Origin of the sequence: Corallococcus terminator, from assembly GCF_003611635.1 — a bacterium.
Lineage (GTDB): Bacteria > Myxococcota > Myxococcia > Myxococcales > Myxococcaceae > Corallococcus > Corallococcus terminator.
This window is the reverse complement of the sequence record NZ_RAVZ01000183.1, coordinates 1-19,232: the sequence shown is the minus strand read 5'-3', so window position 1 is coordinate 19,232 and position 19,232 is coordinate 1. Positions and strand designations below refer to the sequence as shown.

The window sequence follows — 19,232 nt, the reverse complement described above, 5'->3', positions numbered from 1 at the left end:
CCCCAGGAGCGGCTCGGGCGAGGTGGGCCGACTGAGGCCACCACGGCCCTGGATCGCGCCGTCGTCGAAACCGCCGCCGCCGTCCTTGCCATCGGTGTTGTTACCGCCGCCGCCGCCGCCGCCGCCCGTTGTATCGGTGAAGATTCCGGGCCCTCCATGGGACGAGCCACACGCTGCGTTGCCGTTCTCGATGCTGCTCGTCGCCAGGATGGACTGGCTCACCGTCGCTTCACCGAAGACGGCCAGGATGACAGGACGAGGGCCCGTGATTCGAAGCGTCCCTCCCAGCTCCAGGGTGCGTACCGGAATGAGGAGGGCCTCCGGATTGCCGGCGCCTTGTGGAGTCGAGATGTACTTGAGTGTCCCCAGGGTGGTGACCGCGGACGCGGGATTCCAGGTCGAATTCTGGGTGTCGAAGACCACATCCGCGTTGGTCTTGAGCTCTCCGATGTCCGCGTTCGCGATCGTGTTCGGGTCGAAGTTGAGGGGCTTGTAGGGGAAGGGGCTGCAGGTGGCATCCGCCAGGCACACGCCGGGGATTCCACTTCCCGTGTTGCAGTCCGCGTTGAGTGCCACCTCGTATTCGCACTCGGTGCTCGCCGTGCAGGCCTGCTTGAGCTGATGGCAGGGCGGCGGCTCGCAGTTGCCGGGCGCGCCCTCGCAGGCCCCACTTCCGTTGCACCGGTCCGGGCCGGTGCAATTCAGTCCGTCGCTGCAGGACTCCGTGTTCGGACGCGGGGTGAAGTCACAGAGGCCCGAGGCCGAATTGCAGGTGCCCTTGCTTTCCAGGCACTGGGCGGTCGAGGTGCAGTCGCGCTGGGTGGCCACGCACTTCCCCGTGGCGTCGCACGTGGCGCTGGTCGTGCACTTGTCGCTGGCATCCCGGCAATCCCTCCCCTCGGTGGACTCGATTGGCGCGCAGAGTCCCGTGGTGGGCTGGCACGCCTGCTTCGCGTCGCAGATGCCGCTCGGGACGGGGCATTGTTTCGTCGTGGCGGGGAGGCATTTCGCCGTGATGCCTTCTCCGTCGCAGTAGTCGCCCGTCGTGCAGGCATTGCCGTCATCGCACGGCTTGGAGGCACAACCGGACTCCTGACAGCCGATGCGCTTGTTACAGTTCAAGTCGACCGTGGATCCGCACGCTTCGATTGCGCCGGGATGGATGGAAGACTCCTGATCATCGCAGTCGGGCTCCTTCGTCCACATGGCGCCCACGAGGTGCCCGTCGCCATCTGTGTCCTCGGTCTCAAGCCGGACCTCCCAGAGGGCGAACTGCTTTGGGAGTACGGACACGGTCCCCCCGCTGCCACGTGTCTCCACTGCATCTCCGTCGCACCGGTCTGCCGCGACGGCGTCGAACGAGGACACCGTCACAGTCAGTTCACGGTCCCATTCGGCTCTGCGGAGCACGGCGATCCGAAGCTCGCGTGCATCGGGATCCTTGAACTGGCTCGACGGGATGTCCGTTCCCTCCGCATGCCCCTGCGTGTCCTGGACCGCGACGCGCACGCACGCAGGACGATAGGTGCCGTACTTCACGGTGACGCGGAGCGCGCCCTCTTCGGGGGCCGTCTCGCGGCAGGCACCCAGCAGCAACACACATCCCAACAGGCAGAGCCGATACATGGCGCGGCACTGTATCCAATACGTTTCCTCCCTCCGAATCATGTCGCGAAGGAGTGAGCGAGTGGGGTGCTACTGACAGGGAGCGGGGCCGCTGGGACCCCGGCTCCCGGGTTGCCTCCAATCCTGGTTCAGAGAGTCTGGCAGCCGCCGGTCGCGGGCGGACTGATCAGGGCTCCACCGGCCGTCGAGCAGCTCTGGACGCTCCGCAGATAAATGGCGCCGACGGCGCCACCACCACCGCCGCCACCGCCTTCGTAGCCGTTCACGAGTCCGCCATTACTTCCCGTTTGAGGCGGGGTCGTGCCCGCGCCGCCCGCGCCGCCGTCACCAGAGCTTGTGATGTCGCTCTGCCCGCCCGCCGCCGGGGTGCTCTGGTCGTCGGCGCCATTGGCACCACCTGTGCCATCCCCGCTGTCATTGTTCTTCGCCGTTCCGGCCTCGCCGCCGCCGCCGCCGTTGGCCGTGAGCCGGGCATCATCGGTCAGGGTCACCTGGAAGGCTTCCAGCACCACGCGGCCTCCGCTGCCGCCGCCGCCGCCTCCGGCCGCTCCCGCGTTGGATCTGCCCAGGCCTCCGCCTCCGCCACGGCCACTGACGGAGATCCGCCTGGAGACGGTCAGGGTGCGCGCGGCCGAAATCTGGAAGGCACCGCCCCCCGCGCCCCCCTTGCCTGCTGTCGCAGCACCCTGGCCGGCGCCGTCCCCGCCCGGGCAGCCTCCGATAAGGGGGACCGGCCCGGAGCCCCGTGCGAAACCGCCTGCGCCCGGCAAGCCACCGTTGTCGTAGCCCCGACCGCCCTCCTTGCCTGCGGTGCCGGTACCACCACCTCCACCACCTCCGCCCTTCCGGTTGGCGAACTGCCCGGGCGCCCCAGCCGAGCTGCCGCATTCCTGGTTGGCGCCCGCGCCGGGCACCGCCGTGGTGCTATTGACGAAGATGGCCTGGTTCACATTCGCATCCCCGAAGACGGCCAGGATGACGGGGCGCGCGCCCACGAGCGTCAGTGAGCCCCCCAGATCCAGGGTCGCCACTGGGAGCAGGACCGCATTCGTCACGCCGGCTCCCTGGGTGATGATCACGTATTTGAGCTGGCTGGAGTTCTGCACGCTTCCGGCGGGGGCCCACGTCAGCGTGTCGGAGTTGAAGGTCACGTTGCCGGTGGTCCTGAGCCCCTGGATGTCGGACGCGGCGATGGCGCTCGGATCGAAGTTGGAGGTCGGGTAGGGGAAGAGGCTGCACGCGCCGTCTGGCATGCAAACGCCCTGCGCCCCCGTCGAAGCGGTGCACGGCGTGTTGAGCTTCGCGGGGTCCACTTCGTACCGGCAGTCCGCGGCGGTGGTGCAGACCTGCGCGATCCGGAAGCACTGGAGCGGGGCCACGCAGGCGGTGGGGGTGCCCGCACAGGCCCCGTTCCCATCGCATTTGTCGGGTGTGGTGCACGTCAGCGCGTCATCACAGTCCGTCGTGTTCGGCAGGGGCTTGTACTCGCAGCTTCCCGAAGTCCGGTTGCACGTGCCTCCACTTTCCCGGCAGGCGGCAGTGACCGTGGGGCACTGCTTTTCGGCGCCCGTACAGGCCCCGGCGCTGCATCTATCCCCGAGCGTGCAGGGATTGTTGTCGTTGCAGTCCGTCCCGTCTGGAGGGGCCACACCCGGTTCGCACAGGCCCGTGGTGGGCTGGCACGTCTTGGGTGCTTCGCAGAGACTGCTCGGCTGGGGGCACTGGGTGGTGGTCGCGGGCAGACATCTGCCTTCCCTTCCTTCTCCCTCGCAGTGGTCCCCTTGCGTACAGGCGTTGCCGTCATCGCAAGCCATGCCCCGGCACACGGATTCCTGGCAGCCAATCAACGTGTTGCAGTTCAGGTCCTCGGTGGCGCTGCATGACTCGCTCGCGCCTGGGTGGATGTTCGGCTTCGTGTCGTCGCAGTCGGGGGGCCTGTCCCACGTGGCCCCCGCGAGGTGCTCATCGCCATCCACATCCGCCGCCATGAGCTGGATGTCCCACTGGGAGAACTTCTTCGGAAGCACGGGCACCGGCTGCTCGCTGGCGCGCCGCTCCACCTCGTTGCCGGAGCAGCGGCCCGCTTCGCTCTTGTCGAACGACGACACCGTGATGCTCAGCGCCGGGTCCCATTCCGCCTTGCGGAGCACCGCGACCCGGAGCTCCCGCTCCGCGCGCTCCTGGAACTGGTTCTTGGGGATGTCCGTCCCTTCCTTGTGGCCCCGGGCATCCTGGACTTCGACGCGCACGCAGGCCGGGGGATAGGACTCGCTGTACTTCACGGTGACGCGGAGCGCGCCCTCTTCAGGGACGGTCTCGCGACAGGCGCCCAGCAGCAACACACATCCCAGCAGGCAGAGCCGATACATGGCCCGGAGTGTACTCAACACCCCGCCGCCCTCCGAATGCCGCCACGGAGGGTAGGGTGGCCGCTGCCGACGACAGGGAGCGGGGCCCGGTGGACCCCGACTCCCTGAGGTGCGTCCGTCAGCCTCGCAGTGCGACCACGGTCACGCCGTCTCCACCCTCATGGCCCTCGCCGGGGCGGAACATGCGGATGTAGGGCGACGCAGCCAGGTGGTCTCGGATGGCCTGCTTGAGCGCTCCGGTGCCGTGGCCGTGGATGATCAACGCGGCCTCCTCGCCCCGGCGCAGGCCCTGGTCCAGGAACGACTCCAACTGCGACAGCGCGTCGTCGGCGCGCATGCCGCGCACATCGCAGCGGAAGTTCGTGGCGTCCACCTGCGCGGGCGCCGCGGAGGCCGCGCGCTTGAGGGCCGCCTCTCCCTTCTGGCGATCCGGGAACTTCGTCTGCTGGGGCTTGCGGCCGCGTGAGCCGGACAGCTCCGTCGTGGCCACCCGCATCTTCAGCGCGCCGCCCGCGGACACCACCGCCTGGCCGTCCGTCAGCTCCAGGATTTCCACATCCCGGCCCAGTCCCGAGTGGTGCACCCACGCGCCCACCTTGAGGTTCGCGGGGCCCGGCGCCTCCACCTGGAACAGCTCCGCCTTGGCCGCCGCAGCGCGCTTCAGCGCTTCGTCCGCGCGCTGCTGCAACTGCATGCGCGCCTCGGAGAGCGCCTTCTCGTTCTGCTCGGAGCGCAGCTTCGTCAAGAGGTCGCGCACCTCCTGGGCGGCGTGCTCGCTGGCCGTGTGCACGTCCTCGTTGAACTGCATCATCCGGCCCTTGCGCTCACGCTCGAAGGTCACCTTCTGCTTCTCCAGCTCCGCGCGCAGCGCTTCGGCTTCCTTCGCGGCGATGCGCGCCTTCTCCAGCTCCTCGTAGAGCTTGCGCCGTTCGTCCTCGGCCGCCGCCAGCGCCTTGGTGAGCGGTCCGCCCGCGTTGAGCGACAGCTCCCGCGCGCGCTCGCACACGCTCGAGGGCAGGCCCACGCGCGCCGCCATGTCGATGGCGGACGACTGGCCGGCCGCGCCCATCTGCAACCGGTACGTGGGCGCCATCCGCTTGGAGTCGAAGCCCACGCGCGCGTTGAGGAAGCGCGGATCCATGTGCGCCAGCGCCTTGAGCTCCTCCAGGTGCGTGGTGACGAGCGCATACGCGCCCTTGCCCAACAGCTCCTCCAGCACCGCGATGGCGATGGCCGCGCCCTCGCGCGGATCCGTGTCCGCCGCGATCTCGTCGATGAGCACCAGCGAGTCCTGGCCCACCACCGCCAGGATGTCGCGCAGCAGCGTGACGTGGGCGCTGAACGTGGACAGGCCCTGCGTCAGGTCCTGCGCGTCGCCCACGGTGGAGTGCACGGAGCGGTACAGCGGCATCCGCGACCCTTCCGCCACCGGTACCGGCAGGCCCGCGCGCAGCATCAGCGCACACAGCCCCACGCCCGTCAGCGTCACCGTCTTGCCGCCCGCGTTGGGGCCGGACACCACCAGCGCCCGCGCTCCGCCCGTCAGCGCCACGTCGTTGGACACCACCTCCGTGCCCTTGAGCACGAGGCGCGGGTGGCGCAGGCCGCGAAGCTGCAACTCCGTCACGTCCACGAAGGTGGGCGTGGTGGCGTCCAGGTCCGCGGAGAGGATGGCGATGGCCTCCACCTCGTCCAGCTCCGCCACCGCCTCCAGGCCCTCCAGGATGCGCGAGGACTCACGGCCCACGAGCTGGCTCAGCTCCTGGAGCACCCGGCGCTCCTCCTCCGACACCTCCGACTGCGCGATGGCCAGGTCGTTGCCCAGGCCCACCATCGCCTGGGGCTCCATGAAGAGCGTCTGCCCCGTCTGGCTGGCGTTGTGGACGATGCCGTCCACCTCCGAGCGGTAGTTGGACACCACCGGCACCACGTACCGCCCGTTGCGCAGCGTGTAGTAGTTCTCCCGCAGCTTCGGGATGAACGCCTCGTCGTGCAGCAGCTCATCCAGGCGCGTCTTGATGCGCCGGTGCAGGCCGCGCGCCCTGTCGCGGGCTTCCTTGAGCTCCGGACTGGCGCGGTCGGAGATCTCTCCGTCCGGTTCAAAACACTGGTCCAGCCGGCGCGCCATCGCCTCCAGGAAGGGCAGGCGCCGGGAGATCTCCACCAGCCGGGGGATCTTCTCCCTGCGCTCGTCCAGCGCTTCCCGCGTCCTGGCGAAGGCGAAGAGCAACTGGGCCGCGTCGATGAGCTGGCGGGGCTCCAGGATGCCGCCTTTCTCCGCGTGGCCCACGGCGGTGCGCAGGTCCGTCACGCCGCCCAGGGGCATGGAGAACTGCTGCTGCGAGAGGAAGCGGGCCTCTTCGACGAGGGCCAGCGCTTCGGTGACCTCCGCCTCGGTGTCATGGAACGGGCGGGCAAGCACCCGCTCCCTTCCTGGCTCCGTGCGACAGCGCTGCGTCAGGGCGCGGAGCACTTCCGAGAAACCAAGGTCTTCCAGCGTTCTTTGGGAGATCTGCACGGTCATGGGTTTCATGCGCGGCCGGGTGTCCGTCAAGGGGAAGTGTTGAGGTGGCCCACCTGGCTCTGCTATCTGCCGGGCATGATGTGGGTACTCGTGGCGGCGTTGCTGACGGGCGCCTCCGACGCGCCGGCTCCTCCGGTCCTGACAGCTCCGGCGGCCCCCGTGGCTCCGGCGACGCCTGGCCCGCTCACGGACGCCCTGGCCCTGGAGACGGCCGGGAACGACGCGGGGGCCCTGGCCGCCCTGGAGCAACTGGTGCTCTCCCAGCCCCGGTGGGAGCTGCCCCGGCTGGAGGCCGCACGGCTGCTGCTCAAGGCGGGGAGCGCCCCGGAACTGGACCGGGCCCAGGCGCACCTGGACGCGGCCTGGCGCGAGGCCCCGGAGAACCCCCGGGTGCATTTCCTCCGGGGACAACTCCTGGAGGAGAGAAGCGCCCCCTTCGACGCCATCCGCGCCTATGAGAAGGCGGTGGGCCTGCGCCCGTCCTATGACGATGCTCGCTTCCGGCTCGCGGGCCTCTGGGCCCAGGTGGGGGACTGGCTCAAGGCGGAGCTGCACTACCGGCCCCTGTCCAAGTCCAAGCCCGCGTGGGTGCAGGTGCGCCTGCAGCTTGCGGCGGTGCTGGAGAAGCAGGGGCGGGTGCTGGACGCGGAGCGGGAGTTCCTGGCCGCGCGCGATGCCCAGCCGACCAGTCCGGGCGTCCTCCGCACGCTGGCCGCGTTCTACGACCGGACGGCCAGGCCCCAACTCGCCGCGAAGGTGAGGGCGCAGCTCGCGGCCCCGGAGAAGCGCTCCATGCGGGTGCTCAAACCTTCGAAGCGCTGACGACTCGGTAGGTTCAGCTTTGGATGGACGGGCCGTGGCGATTGCTTCGCGCGACGCGCTGCATACACTGCGCCCGCCTTGAAGACCGCCAACCTCGCCATCGTCTTCACCGACATCAAGGGCTTCACCGAACGCACCAGTCGGCAGACGCTGGAAGAGAACCAGCGGCTGCTCCAGGTGCATGAGGCGTTGCTCGCGCCGCTGTTCCGCGCGTTCGGTGGACGCATCATCAAAACCATTGGCGACGCGTTCCTCGTCACCTTCGAATCGCCCACCCAGGCCGTCCTGAGTGGCATCGCCATCCAGGATCAGCTCTGGCACCACAACCGCCTGCTCCTGCCGGATGACCAGCTCCACGTGCGCGTCGCCGTCAACGTGGGCGAGGTGCGGGTGGAGGCCAATGACATCTTCGGCGAGCCGGTGAACATCGCCGCCCGCGTGGAGGGCATCACCGACGCGGACGAGGTCTTCTTCACCGAGGCCGTCTACCTGGCCATGAACAAGGCGGAGGTGCCGTCGCAGGAGGTGGGTGCCTTCGAATTGAAGGGCATCCCCGGGAAGATTCGCGTCTTCCGCGTGCCGCGCGCCCCCTACCGCGTGGAGGCGCCCTCGCCGGGCCTGGTGGTGTCCGAAGAGGAGGCCGCAGCGCTGCCGCCGTTCGGCAACCTGGCCCTGTCACGCGTGTCCGAGGAGGGCATGGACTTGAGTGCCCTGGGGCATCGCGCGGCGGAGGGCGCGGCGCAGTTCGGGCAGGGCGCGGCGCAATTGGGTCAGCGCGCGGCGGGTGGCGCGGTGGTGCTGGGGCAGAAGGCGGCGAGCGGCGCGGTGGTGTTGGGGCAGAAGGCCGCGGGCGGCGCGGTGGTGCTGGGGCAGCGCGCGGCGGAGGGCGCGGTGGTCGTCGGACAGAAGGCCTCGGTGCTGGGACGCCAGGCGCACACGGCGGGCAGCGCCCTCTGGGCCCGGGGGCGTGAAGCCCATGCCCAGATGACGCCCGAGCAGCGCAAGAAGTGGACGATGCTGGCGGCGGCGGTGGGCGTGCTGCTGCTGGGACTCGTTGCGGTGCTGTGGGTCCGGGGCGCCCCGATGCGCGCCATCACCGCGGTGGAAGGCACGGCGGGGATGGAGAAGACCCGGCGCTCCAACGAAGCGCAGAAGTACATCGACTCGGAGAAGGACGCGGGGCGGCGCCTGTACCTGTCCGGACGGCTCTCGGAGGCCCAGGGCAACGTGGCGGGCGCGATGGGGGACTACAGCCAGGCGGCGAAGAAGGGGAATGACGACGCCGTGTCGCGCGTCGTCACCCTGCTGGAGCACGAGAACTGCTGGACGCGGGTCGCCGCGGTGAGGACGGCGGCGGAGCTGAAGCTCGAGGACGCGCGAAGCACGCTGGAGACCCTGGCCGAAAGTGGAGGCGACGACGACGGCCGCGCCTCCGGGAACTTCTTCAAGTCCAACTGCGATTCGAAGAAGGCCGCTGAAAGCGCGCTCAAGCGCCTGGACGCCAACTGAATTCCCCCGGCCCCGCGACGCGCGTGGGACGGGACGAGGCGATGACCGTGACGAAGGTGAAGACGGGACTGGATGTGTGGGCCGCGCAGGGCTTTTCCGCGCTCAAGGGCAAGCGCGTGGGCGCCATCGTCAACCCCACCAGCGTGGACTCGCGCTTCCGCCACCTGGCGGACCTGCTCGCGGGCACCGACGGCGTGACGCTGGCGGCGCTCTTCGGCCCGGAGCACGGCATCCGGGGCGAGGCCCAGTACATGGTGGCCGTGGACGAGGCGCGCGACCGGCGCACCGGCGTGCCCGTGTACAGCCTCTATGGCTCCACCTTCGAATCGCTCTCGCCGCGCCCGGAGTGGCTCAAGGGCCTGGACGCGCTGGTGTTCGACATCCAGGACGTGGGCAGCCGCTACTACACCTACGTCTACACCATGGCGCTGGCGATGAAGGCCGCCGCCCGGGCGCGCGTGCCCTTCTACGTGTTGGACCGGCCCAACCCGCTGGACGGGGTGACGCTGGAAGGCAACCTCGTGGGCGAGCGCTTCCGCTCCTTCGTGGGCCTGTACGCGCTGCCCAACCGCCACGGCATGACGGCGGGGGAGCTGGCGCGGCTGTTCAATTCGCAGGAGGGCTTCGGCTGCGACCTCACGGTGGTGCAGTGCGAGGGCTGGACGCGCGACATGCACTGGAGCGACACGGGGCTGCCGTTCCTGCCGCCGTCGCCCAACATGCCCACCGCGGACACGGCGCTCGTGTACCCGGGCATGTGCCTGGGTGAAGGCACCAACGTGTCCGAGGGGCGCGGCACCTGCCGCCCGTTCGAACAGTTTGGCGCGCCGTGGGTGGACACCGACGCGCTGCTCGCGCGCCTGGACAAGGAGCGCCTGCCGGGCGTGGCCTTCCGGCCGGTGGGCTTCACCCCCACGTTCGACAAGTACAAAGGCGAGTCGTGCAGTGGGGCGTTCATCCACGTCACGGACCGGCACGCCTTCCAGCCGCTGCGCACGGGCATCGCCATCTTCCAGGCCCTGCACGACATTGGCCCCCAGCACTTCGACTGGCGGGCGGACGCGTACGAGTTCGTGGAGGACGTGCCCGCGTTCGACCTCTTGTGCGGCACCGACCAGGTGCGTCGTGGCATCGAGGAGGGGTGGAGCCTGGACCGGATGCTGGAGGGGTTCGCCCTCCAGACGGAGGCCTTCCGGAAGCACCGGGAGCCCGCCCTGCTGTACGCTGTGCGGCGGTGACCTCCACGTGATTGGCGTCTTCTCCGATACGCATGGCGACCTGGGTGCCTTCGACGCGGCCTATGAGCTGCTGCGGGCCAAGGGCGCGCGGCGCTTCCTCTTCGTCGGTGGGCGCTACACGGACCTGGATGAGTGGGTGCTCTGGCGCCGCCAGAAGAGCCGGGGCGGGCGCGAGTACTCCGATACGGACTTCCTGGCGGACGTGACGCAGTGGCTGGTGGCGCCCCAGGAGGGCAGCAAGCCACGCACGCCCGCGTATGGCGAGGCGCCCGCGGACGTGGCGTCGGAGGACGACCGGCGGCTCGTCATGGAGCGCTTCGTGCGCGTGCCGGAGCGCGACTCGCTGGCGTACCGCGACCCTGCCGTGGCCAACAAGGCCATGGACCTGGTGGGGGACACGCTCTGCTGCGTGGTGCACGACAAGAACGACCTGGTGCGCGACGACCTGCTCAACGCGCTGGTGTTCATCCACGGCAAGGAGGCGGAGCCCAAGGTGGTGCAGATTGGTCCGCGCTACTTCGTGACGCCGGGCCGGCTGGTGGGCGCGGCGGAACAGACGTGCGGCCTGTTGGAGAAGGCGGAGCGCAACCTGAGCTTCTCCGCGTTCCGGCTGGATGGGCACCTGGTGTTGCCGCCGCAGGTGCTCCAGGTCGATTCGCGTTCGACGAAGCTCACCGTCAAATAAGAGGCTCGCCGTGAAGGTCGCGCTGCTCGGAGGCTCGTTCAACCCGCCACACGTGGGCCACCTGATGGCGGCCACCTACGTGCATGCGACCCAGGGCGTGGAGGCCGTCTGGTTGATGCCCACGTTCCACCATCCGTTCGGCAAGCAACTGGAGTCCTTCGAGCAGCGCGTGCGCATGTGCGACGCGCTCTGCCAGGAGACGTCCGGCTGGCTCCAGACGAGCCAGGTGGAGCGCGAGGTGGGCGGCGGCGGTCGCACCGTGGATACGCTGGAGTTCCTGGTGGCGCGTCACCCGGACATCGACTTCTCGCTGATCATCGGCAGCGACATCCTGAGGGACCTGCCGCACTGGAAGGACTTCGATCGCATCCAGCAGATGGCGCGCGTGCTGGTGCTCTACCGCGCGGGCTATCCGGCGCCGAACACGGTGGGGCCTCCCCTGGCGGAGGTGTCCTCCACGCAGGTGCGCGAGCAGCTTGCGCGCGGCATGGAGCCTTCGGAGCTGGTTCCGGCCGGCGTGCTCAAGGTGGCGCGCGAGGCGGGCCTGTTCGGGCTGGCCGTCCCGCGCTTCCAGGCGGAGTGACTCAGAAGCTCGCGCCGATGAGGTGCAGGTCGCCCAGGCCGTCGTTGAAGCGGCGTGCGTACTGGTAGAAGAACGCGAAGGCGTAGGCCTGTCCCACGGTGAGCCGCAGCGTGGCGGAGCCGCCCACCGCCCCGTGGTTGTTCCGGTTGTCCGTGCGCGCGAGCGTGCCGAAGCCCTCCAGTTCGAACTGGCTGACGAAGAGCGACGGCAAGAGCCACAGCGTGGAGGCCCAGCCGTAGTCCACGATGAAGCGGTAACGGTAGCGCGCGTTGGCGATGAGCACGTTGCGCGCTCGGAAGGTGTAGTCCTCGTAGCCGCGCAGGTATTCGCTGAACGCGAGGCCCGGCTGGAGCTGGAGGGGCAGCGAACCTTCATCCGTGCTGTCGCGGCTGGTGAAGAAGGCCTGGCCCGGAAGGATGCCGCCCACTTCCAGCAGGCCGTCGGGTGCGCCGGGCAGGAAGCGGGCCACGGCGGAGAGCTGGAGGTTGTCCTTGCCGGTGAAGGGCAGTCCGCCCGTGAGGCCCTCCGCGCCCAGGCGCACGTCGCCCACGGTGGAGTCGCGTGAGAAGGCCTTCGGGTAGACGGCGCCGCTGAGCGACAGGCCCAGGCCGCGCTGGGTGCCGCCGTAGGACGTACCCTCGCCCGCGAAATAGGACACGGCGGCCTCCGGACCGATGAGGCGCGTGGTGAGCTGGGGCCGGCGGTCGGTGGCATCGAAGCGGCGGTCCAACGCGATCACGCCGAACTGCACCGGCGTCGTCCAGAACGTGCGCGACGCGAACGCCGTGGCCTGGAGGTCGGTGCGGTTGTTTTCACGGAGGCGCGACGCGGAGACCTGGAGGTAGACGGGCGACAACTGCGCGTTGCCGTACGCGAACGACACGCTGGGCTGCTCCTCCTTCGTGTCGTACGTCAGCAGCAGCGAGTACGCGTGGAAGCCCAGCCGGTCCTGTCCCGCGATGGCCAGGCCCGCGGCGAGGTACGGGTCCTCCCCGTCGATGTCGTTGGGCACGGTGTAGAAGTACGGCACCCGGTAGTTCGGGACGAGGAAGCCCTCCAGCGTGGAGTAGGGCTCATCCGTCAGCACGTCCACGTCGCGGCCCACGACGGCCGGTGGCACCACGGGGCCGTTCACGTCGCTGTCGGGGTCGGACGTCAGCGGCGGCGGAGGGGCCACCGGCGTGTCGATGGGCGCCTGCGTGAGGGCTTCTGGCGCGGTGGGCGAGAGGTTGTCCGGGGTCTGTCCGGGAAAGTCTGCGAAGCCCCCCGGATCATCCGATGCGGGGGCGCCTGACGGAGGAGGGACCGCGCTCGCGTTCGCTGCATCTGGGCCGGGCGCGGTGGGGGAGCTGGTCGAAGGGGACGCAGGGTCCGCGTCGTGCGGCGGCGTGTTCGCCTCGGCCACGGTCACGGGGGGCGTGCGCAGCTCCGCCAGGGCTTCGGTGAGAGGCGCGCTGTCCACGGTGAGGTTCGTGCCGTCGCGGTTGATGAACGCGACCGAGTCCCCTCCGATGGGCGCCACGTCCATCGTGAGGTGGGGCGCGTCGGTGACACGGGCGATGCGCCGGGTGGACACCGTCATCACGTGGACCTGGAGGCGGCCCTCGTGCTCGCGCAGGAAGGCGAGGTGATCCGCGTCCAGCCACCGGGGCGAATAGTTGAAGAGCCCGTCGCGCGTGAGCCAGCGCAGGGAACCGTCCGGCTCGCGCAGCACCAGATCCCAACCGTCCTTGCCGGACAGGGGGAACACCTGACGCCGTCCCTCGGGCGACGTCGCGGGAGGGCCCAGGGCCGTGTGCGCCTGGAAGTCCGTCAGCCGCTCCTGCTGGCCCGACTCCAGGTCCAGCCGCACGAGGTTGGCCGCGTCGCCGCGCACCTGCACGAACACGTAGCTCCTGCCGTCCTCGCTGATGTCTCCGCCCATGCCCTCCAGGCCATCCCACAGCCTCACGACGTCGCCCGTGCGCGCATCGACGCGCCACAGCTTCGCCGTGTAGCTGCCCACCGTGTCCACGTCCGCGCTGACCAGGTACAGCCAGGCGCCGTCGCGGCTGAAGGTCATGCCGCTGGCGAGCGACGGGCTGGCCAGCACCCACTTGCGTCCCGGCAGCAACTGCACCAGCGCCCGGCTGAAGCGCTCGCGGCCGTCGCGCTCGCGCACGGTGAGGTGGGTGATCTGCTCGCGGCCCACGCTCAGGAGCGCCGTGCTGCCGTCGTTCGGGTTCGAGGCGAGCCGGGAGAAGTAGCCCGCGTCCTTCACCAACACCTGCTGCGTGGCGGGGCGCTCGCGCACCTGGAGGTTCTTCTGGAGGCTTGCTTCGTACTCGCTGAAGAGCGAGCCGATGTCCTTGCCGTACACGCGCTTGAACCGCAGCGTCACGGCGATGGGCGGGATGATGGAGTTGCCCTGTTCCTCCACCAGCTTCCACAGGCGCTTCTCGCCATGGGTCCTGGCCAGGTACTCCACGAAGTGCATGCCGCTCAGGTAGTTGCCGCCAAACGGCTCCAGCGCGCGGTGTTCGGGGGACAGGTAGCCCGCGTTGAGCTCCCCGCGCCGGGCCTGCACCGCGCCCTCCCACCAGCCGCGCCACACGGGGCTGTGGGGACGGCCGGTGTTCTTGCCCAACCGACCCTCGTAGTAGGTGGCCAGACCCTCCAGGAACCAGGACTCGGTGAAGATGTTGGGCTGGAAGAGGCCACCGCTCAGGGTGTTGAGCACGTTCCAGAGGCCGCCCACCTGCTGCATCTGCACGTAGTGGACGGACTCGTGACACGCCACGTCGCCAATGTCCGTCTCGCCCAACCCCAGCAGGTTGAACTGCTCCAGGGTCATGTGCTGCGGCAGCACCATCTGCTGCGGCGTGCTGGCGAACTCCGACTGGACGTAGGCGTTGTTGAAGTCCGCGCTCGTCAGGTAGACGAGGACCCGCTTGCGCTCGGCCTTGCTCCACGTCTCCGTGCGCAGGCGGTCCACGCAGCCCTCCATCCGGGCGGCGATGCGCAGGGCCGTGGGCCGCAGGTGGGCCGGGTAGTACAGCTCCAGCGACCGCGTCGTCAGCTTCTGCATGTCGTCCCGGGCGAACGACGCCTGGACGTTCTGCGGGAAGCGGGGTGCGACGAAAGCACACCCGGACGTCAGCAAGAGAAGACAGGCGAGAAGGGCGGGCTGGCGGGCAGACCCGCTGGAAGCTGACATGGCGGGCATCCTAGCGGCCACAAATCGTGGCCACGAACGCGTTTTTCACGGTAAGGGATCGCGGTCGCTTCTCTCACAGGAACCCTCTCATGTCCGAACCCGCCGAGCCTCAGGCGCTCCCTGTTCCGCAGCATGTCCACAACGCGCAGCTCCAGCTCACCGCGGCGCTGGAGAAGGCCGACGGCAAGCCTGTCGATCTGGTGAAGGCGCCGTGGGCGGACGTGGAGAAGACGGTCCTCCAGCTCCTGGGCGGCAAGTTCGACCCGAACCGGCCGGAGCACCAGGCCGCGGCGCTGGGCCTCGCGGGCGGCTTCGCGCTGCGCCTCATGTCCGAGCACCAGGCCTTCTGGTTCCCCAACCGCGACTCCCCGGAAGGCGCGTCGCTGGGCTTCCCCCAGGCCATCATCATGCTGTCCCCGTTCGGGGCGGTGATGGACGCGCTGACGCAGAGCAAGTTGACGCGACTGGACGACCTGGCCAGCGACATCCGCCGTTCGCTGGGGCAGGTGCGCTTTGGCGCCAACCCCGCGCAGCCGCTGGGCGCCCCGCCGCAGCAACTGGCGCCCACGGACTACCAGCGCCTGTTCGACCCGGGCTTCCTCCAGTTCATCGTGGTGGATTCGGCCAAGGCGAAGCAGACGTTGGAGACGAAGACGGACGTGCTCGCGCGCGACGTGCGTGACGCGCTGGGCCGCACCCAGCCGCCCCTGCCGCCCGAAGCGCGCCAGCAGTTCGAAGGGCAGATCGTCACGTCGCTCCAGCGGATGGAAGTGGGCAAGACGCTGGCGGATCAGGCCGAGCGCGCTCCCCGTCTGGCGGAGCTGATGACGCACCTGGTGGCCACGGTGGGTGGTACGGGCTCCGCGCCGGAGGAGTTCTGGCACGACGTGGTGCTGCCGCTGCTCTTCATCGGCACGCCCGCGAGCTTCCCGCCGCTGGACGAGGATGAGCTGGCGGCCTTCAAGCAGGGCGCGGATCCGCTGGCGCTCTTCGTGGACGTGGTGCCGCACGCGCACCGGGCGCCGGACGAGGGCCTGCTGGGCGCGTTCGAGATGTCGGAGATCGGCCTGGTGCACCCGGCCTTCCAGAAGGTCGGCGCGCTGCGCCTCATCCGCATCAACCCGGACCGGCTGAAGCCGCTGCTGGAGAAGTACGACCCGAACGCGACGATGGACGCGGTGCAGCGCTTCACGGAGCACGTGTCCAAGGCCGCGGGCCAGCCGGCCGCGGAGTCCCCGCAGGGCAAGGAGATGCTCCAGGCGGCGCTCACGCTGCTGGCGGACCTGAAGCGCTCCGTGTCGGTGTCCGGCGACGTCTGCCTGCGCCGCCTCACCGAGGCCGAGGCCGCGTCCGAGCAGGCCCTGGCCATCGTGCGCCGCGCCCTGCAGGGCTCGCGCATCATCCTCACGTAGTTCGTGGGGAAGGACCGGCCCGGGGGAAGACTCCCGGGTCGGCGAGACGGAACACGACTCCTGGGTGCTCAGGAGTCGTGGCTCGCGGTCCGGTGCTCCGGATCCGCGGACCTCCCGGTGCTACTGGTAGCAGGTCCACTTGTTGAAGGGCGGGTACTGGCAGTCGCACTCGGCTTCGGCGCCATTGCTCCAGGTGCAGCCCGTGAAGGTGTCCGGGCGACAGAACTTGCCGATGATGGCTTCGCACGAGCTGGCGAGTTCGGAGGATTGCTGCTGGGGCTGTGAGATCTCCTCGGAGCCTTCAGGCATCGGCTCTCCGCCACAGCCCAAGCCGAAGATGGAAACGACCGACGCAAACGCGAGCGCACGCAGGACCATGAGAACTCCTTCACCGTGGTGTTGCTGGAGGGGACAGCGGGCGAGACGATAGCCACGGGGGCTCAATGGCTCCAGGGGGTGGAACGCACTCTGGGAGTTTTCGTCCTGCGTGCCCGCGTCACGGTTTCGTGAGCACCGCTTCCAACTCGGCGCGTTGTTCCGGGCGCAGCCGGTCCGAGGCCAGTCGCAGCGCTCGTCGTGAGAGCTGTCCGTAGAGCGGAGCGATGTCCTCGGGCAGCGCCTTCAGATGTGCCGAGACGACGCCCGCATCTCCCCGGACGATGGGGCCGGTGAGCCCACCCGAGCGCCCGCGTGCCTCCAGGCCCCGCAGCGCGGAGCGCATCAACGGCAGCAACGCCTTCAACGCCGCTTCGGGGTCGATGCCCGCGGCCCCCAGCGCGCCCACCGCCGCGTCCGCCAGCGCCACCAGACCTCCGGCGCTCAGCACCGCGCCCGCGTGGTAGGCGGCCCGGTGCGCCTCCGGCACATCAATCACCGCGAAGCCCACGTCCTCCGCCATGCGCTGGAGCAGCGCGCGAAGGGCAGGGGAGCGCGTGCTGATGGCGGCTGTGTGGCCCTCCAGTGCGTCGCGCGCGGAGGACACGGCGCACAGCGGATGGAACGAACCCACCGTCCGGCCCCGCTGGGTCGTCAGCGCGGAGAGCGGCAGGGCCCCCGCGGTGTGCACCAGCGCCACCGTGCGCGGCAGCTCCGCTGACAGGGCCTGCGACACCGTGGGCACGGCCGCGTCCGGAACGCAGAGCACGCAGACGCGCGCCTTCTTCAGGTCGGCGGGGGTGGCGGGCTTCAGGCCCAGGGCCCGGGTGCGCTCGCGGCCGGTGTCATCGCGCGAGTACACGCGCACGGGCCAGCGCTTCGCCTGGAGCGCGAGCGCGAGCGCGCCACCCAGGCGTCCGGCACCGACGATGATGACCGGAACGCGCTTCGCCTTCACCGTGGGCTGTCCCTTGTGGGTCGGAGCCATCCCGACCCGCTGCTTCTTCGTCAGGGCGCGTCCCGTGCGCGCCGGAGCGGAACTGTCCGCCCCGTCACCCGCGCGTCCCTGCCGGACTCGCTGCGTCACCGTCCGGCGGCGTCCCGGGCGAACAGGAGCTGTCCGGCCTGCACCGCCACGCGCACGCGGTCTCCCGCTCCGAACTCACCGGCGAGGATGCGCTCCGCCAGCGGGCCTTCCACCAGCCGCTGTACCACCTGACGCATCGGCCGCGCGCCGAGCAGCGGGTCGAAGCCGCCCGACTTCAGCAGGTGCCCCACCACGTCCGCGCCCGCCGTGTAGACGATGCCGCGCTCCGTCGCGAGCCGCTTGCTGCTCTCCGCGAGGATGAGCGTGGCGATCTTCGCCACCTCCAGCTCCACCAGCGGACGGAACGGCAGCCGCTCATCGATGCGGTTCCACAACTCCGGGGGCAGCGCCTTGCGCGCGGTGTCCGACGCCAGGTCCAGCGCGTTGCCCGCCGCCGCGTCCGCCGCGCCGAAGCCCACCGCCCGGCCCGTGCGCGAGAACGCGTCCGCGCCCAGGTTCGTGGTCATCACGATGACCGTGTTCGAGAAGTCGATGTGGCGGCCCTTGCCGTCCGTCAGCCGGCCCTCCTCCAGCACCTGGAGCAACAGCATCTGCACCTCGCGGTGCGCCTTCTCGATCTCATCCAGCACCACCACCGACGACGGGCGGCGGCGCACCGGCTCCGTGAGCTGCCCGCCCTCACCGAAGCCCACGTAGCCCGCGGGCGAACCGATGAGGCGCGACACACCGTGGGCTTCGGACATCTCGCTCATGTCCAGGCGCACCAGCGCGTCCCGGTTGCCGAACAGCACCTCCGCCAGCGCCCGCGCCATCTCCGTCTTGCCCACGCCCGTGGGGCCCAGGAAGAGGAAGCTGCCCATGGGACGGCGCGACGCGAAGCCCGCGTAGTTGCGCCGGATGACCCGCGCGATGCGGCCAACGGCCTCCGAGTGGCCAATCACGCGCTGCGCGAGGTCGTCCTCCAGCCGCAAGAGGCGCGCCGAGTCGTTCATCAGCAGGCGCTCTTCCGGCACCCCCGCCAGCTTCGCCACCACCCGCGCCACGTCCGCCGCGTCCACCCGGTGCTTGCCCTCGCGGTGGCAGCGGCTGCCCGCCAGGTCCACCACGCTGATGGCCTTGTCCGGCATGAACCGGTCCGTCACGTAGCGGCTCGCCAGCGACGCGGCCGCCTCCAGCGCTTCCGGCAGGTAGTGCAGCGCGTGGTGCTCCTCGTAGCGCCCGATGATGCCCTTGAGGATCTCCACCGTCTCCGGCACCGACGGCTCGTTCACCGTCACCGACGTGAAGCGCCGCTCCAGCGCCGGGTCCGCCGCGATGAACTTGCGGTACTCGTCATGCGTCGTCGCGCCGATGCAGGGGAACTCGCCGCGCGCCATCGCCGTCTTCAGCTCGTTGGCCGCGTCCTGCGGGCCCTCGCCCGTGGAGCCCGCGCCCACCAGCGTGTGGATTTCGTCGATGAACACCACCACGCGCCCCTCGGCCCGCCGCACCTCCTCCTTCAGCGCGTTGAGCTTCTCGGAGAAGGAGCCGCGCAACTGCGTGCCGGCGACCAGCGTGGCCATGTCCAGCTCCACGAGGATCTTCTCCGCCAGCGTGCCCCTCAGGCCCAGCAGGCGCTGCGCCACGCCCTCGACCACCGCCGTCTTGCCCACGCCGGGCTCGCCCAGCAGGCAGGGGTTGTTCGTGCGGCGCTTGCCCAGGATGTCGATGACCTCCTCGACCTCCCGCGCACGGCCGACCACCGGGTCCAGCTTCCCCTCGCGCGCCGCCTGGCTCAGGTTGCGGCCCATGGAGGTGAGCATCGGGAACGCCTTGGCATCCAGCGTCAGCGCTCCGCCCTTCGCC

Annotated in this window: 13 protein-coding genes; 6 read left to right on the top strand and 7 right to left on the bottom strand. The window is 70.0% G+C overall.

The window, feature by feature from the left end; all coding sequences use genetic code 11:
* From D7V88_RS24365 to D7V88_RS24355, 3 genes are all read right to left on the bottom strand, one after another.
* Positions 1-1,626 (bottom strand): MopE-related protein (locus tag D7V88_RS24365; RefSeq protein WP_120543045.1); only part of this gene is annotated, 1,626 nt, incomplete at its 3' end.
* Positions 1,627-1,754: 128 nt separating this feature from the next.
* Positions 1,755-3,995 (bottom strand): putative metal-binding motif-containing protein, encoded by a 2,241-nt coding sequence (locus tag D7V88_RS24360; RefSeq protein WP_120543044.1) that lies wholly within the window; start codon positions 3,993-3,995, stop codon positions 1,755-1,757.
* 118 nt (positions 3,996-4,113) lie between these two features.
* The gene (locus D7V88_RS24355) at positions 4,114-6,519 is read right to left on the bottom strand and encodes an endonuclease MutS2 (RefSeq protein WP_120543043.1); all 2,406 of its coding nucleotides are present in this window, start codon (positions 6,517-6,519) and stop codon (positions 4,114-4,116) included.
* A 75-nt stretch (positions 6,520-6,594) separates the two neighbouring features.
* Here D7V88_RS24355 and D7V88_RS24350 point away from each other — a divergent pair, with 75 nt between their 5' ends.
* From D7V88_RS24350 to nadD, 5 genes are all read left to right on the top strand, one after another.
* Entirely contained in the window at positions 6,595-7,341 is a 747-nt protein-coding gene (locus tag D7V88_RS24350) for a tetratricopeptide repeat protein (protein WP_120543042.1), read from the top strand.
* 78 nt (positions 7,342-7,419) lie between these two features.
* Positions 7,420-8,850: an adenylate/guanylate cyclase domain-containing protein gene (locus tag D7V88_RS24345; RefSeq protein WP_120543041.1), complete on the top strand. Its 1,431-nt coding sequence runs from the start codon at positions 7,420-7,422 to the stop codon at positions 8,848-8,850.
* A 47-nt stretch (positions 8,851-8,897) separates the two neighbouring features.
* A complete protein-coding gene (locus D7V88_RS24340; RefSeq protein ID WP_120543047.1) occupies positions 8,898-10,088 on the top strand; it encodes an exo-beta-N-acetylmuramidase NamZ family protein in 1,191 nt (396 codons plus the stop codon).
* A 7-nt stretch (positions 10,089-10,095) separates the two neighbouring features.
* Positions 10,096-10,773, top strand: a complete 678-nt coding sequence (locus tag D7V88_RS24335; protein WP_120543040.1) for a hypothetical protein — start codon at positions 10,096-10,098, stop codon at positions 10,771-10,773.
* A gap of 10 nt (positions 10,774-10,783) precedes the next feature.
* Positions 10,784-11,356 carry a nicotinate (nicotinamide) nucleotide adenylyltransferase gene (nadD, locus tag D7V88_RS24330; RefSeq protein ID WP_279636070.1) on the top strand — a complete coding sequence of 191 codons (573 nt, stop codon included), beginning with the start codon at positions 10,784-10,786 and terminating at the stop codon, positions 11,354-11,356.
* A 1-nt stretch (position 11,357) separates the two neighbouring features.
* Here nadD and D7V88_RS24325 read toward each other — a convergent pair whose 3' ends face one another.
* The gene (locus D7V88_RS24325) at positions 11,358-14,552 is read right to left on the bottom strand and encodes a hypothetical protein (RefSeq protein ID WP_120543046.1); all 3,195 of its coding nucleotides are present in this window, start codon (positions 14,550-14,552) and stop codon (positions 11,358-11,360) included.
* A gap of 89 nt (positions 14,553-14,641) precedes the next feature.
* Here D7V88_RS24325 and D7V88_RS24320 point away from each other — a divergent pair, with 89 nt between their 5' ends.
* Positions 14,642-15,964, top strand: a complete 1,323-nt coding sequence (locus D7V88_RS24320) for a hypothetical protein (RefSeq protein ID WP_120543038.1) — start codon at positions 14,642-14,644, stop codon at positions 15,962-15,964.
* Between the two features lie 120 nt (positions 15,965-16,084).
* Here D7V88_RS24320 and D7V88_RS24315 read toward each other — a convergent pair whose 3' ends face one another.
* The 3 genes from D7V88_RS24315 to D7V88_RS24305 all read right to left on the bottom strand — a co-directional run.
* Positions 16,085-16,342, bottom strand: a complete 258-nt coding sequence (locus D7V88_RS24315) for a hypothetical protein (RefSeq protein WP_120543037.1) — start codon at positions 16,340-16,342, stop codon at positions 16,085-16,087.
* 118 nt (positions 16,343-16,460) lie between these two features.
* Positions 16,461-17,327 (bottom strand): Rossmann-like and DUF2520 domain-containing protein, encoded by an 867-nt coding sequence (locus D7V88_RS24310; RefSeq protein WP_120543036.1) that lies wholly within the window; start codon positions 17,325-17,327, stop codon positions 16,461-16,463.
* A gap of 95 nt (positions 17,328-17,422) precedes the next feature.
* Positions 17,423-19,232, bottom strand: a 1,810-nt coding sequence (locus D7V88_RS24305) for an AAA family ATPase (protein WP_147448847.1), incomplete at its 5' end; no start/stop codon positions are given.

Coding starts and splice junctions, on each gene's coding strand:
- D7V88_RS24360 (WP_120543044.1), bottom strand. CDS start 3,995: ATGTATCGGCTCTGCCTGCTGGGATGTGTGTTGCTGCTGGGCGCCTGT.
- D7V88_RS24355 (WP_120543043.1), bottom strand. CDS start 6,519: ATGACCGTGCAGATCTCCCAAAGAACGCTGGAAGACCTTGGTTTCTCG.
- D7V88_RS24350 (WP_120543042.1), top strand. CDS start 6,595: ATGATGTGGGTACTCGTGGCGGCGTTGCTGACGGGCGCCTCCGACGCG.
- D7V88_RS24325 (WP_120543046.1), bottom strand. CDS start 14,552: ATGTCAGCTTCCAGCGGGTCTGCCCGCCAGCCCGCCCTTCTCGCCTGT.
- D7V88_RS24320 (WP_120543038.1), top strand. CDS start 14,642: ATGTCCGAACCCGCCGAGCCTCAGGCGCTCCCTGTTCCGCAGCATGTC.
- D7V88_RS24315 (WP_120543037.1), bottom strand. CDS start 16,342: ATGGTCCTGCGTGCGCTCGCGTTTGCGTCGGTCGTTTCCATCTTCGGC.
- D7V88_RS24310 (WP_120543036.1), bottom strand. CDS start 17,327: ATGGCTCCGACCCACAAGGGACAGCCCACGGTGAAGGCGAAGCGCGTT.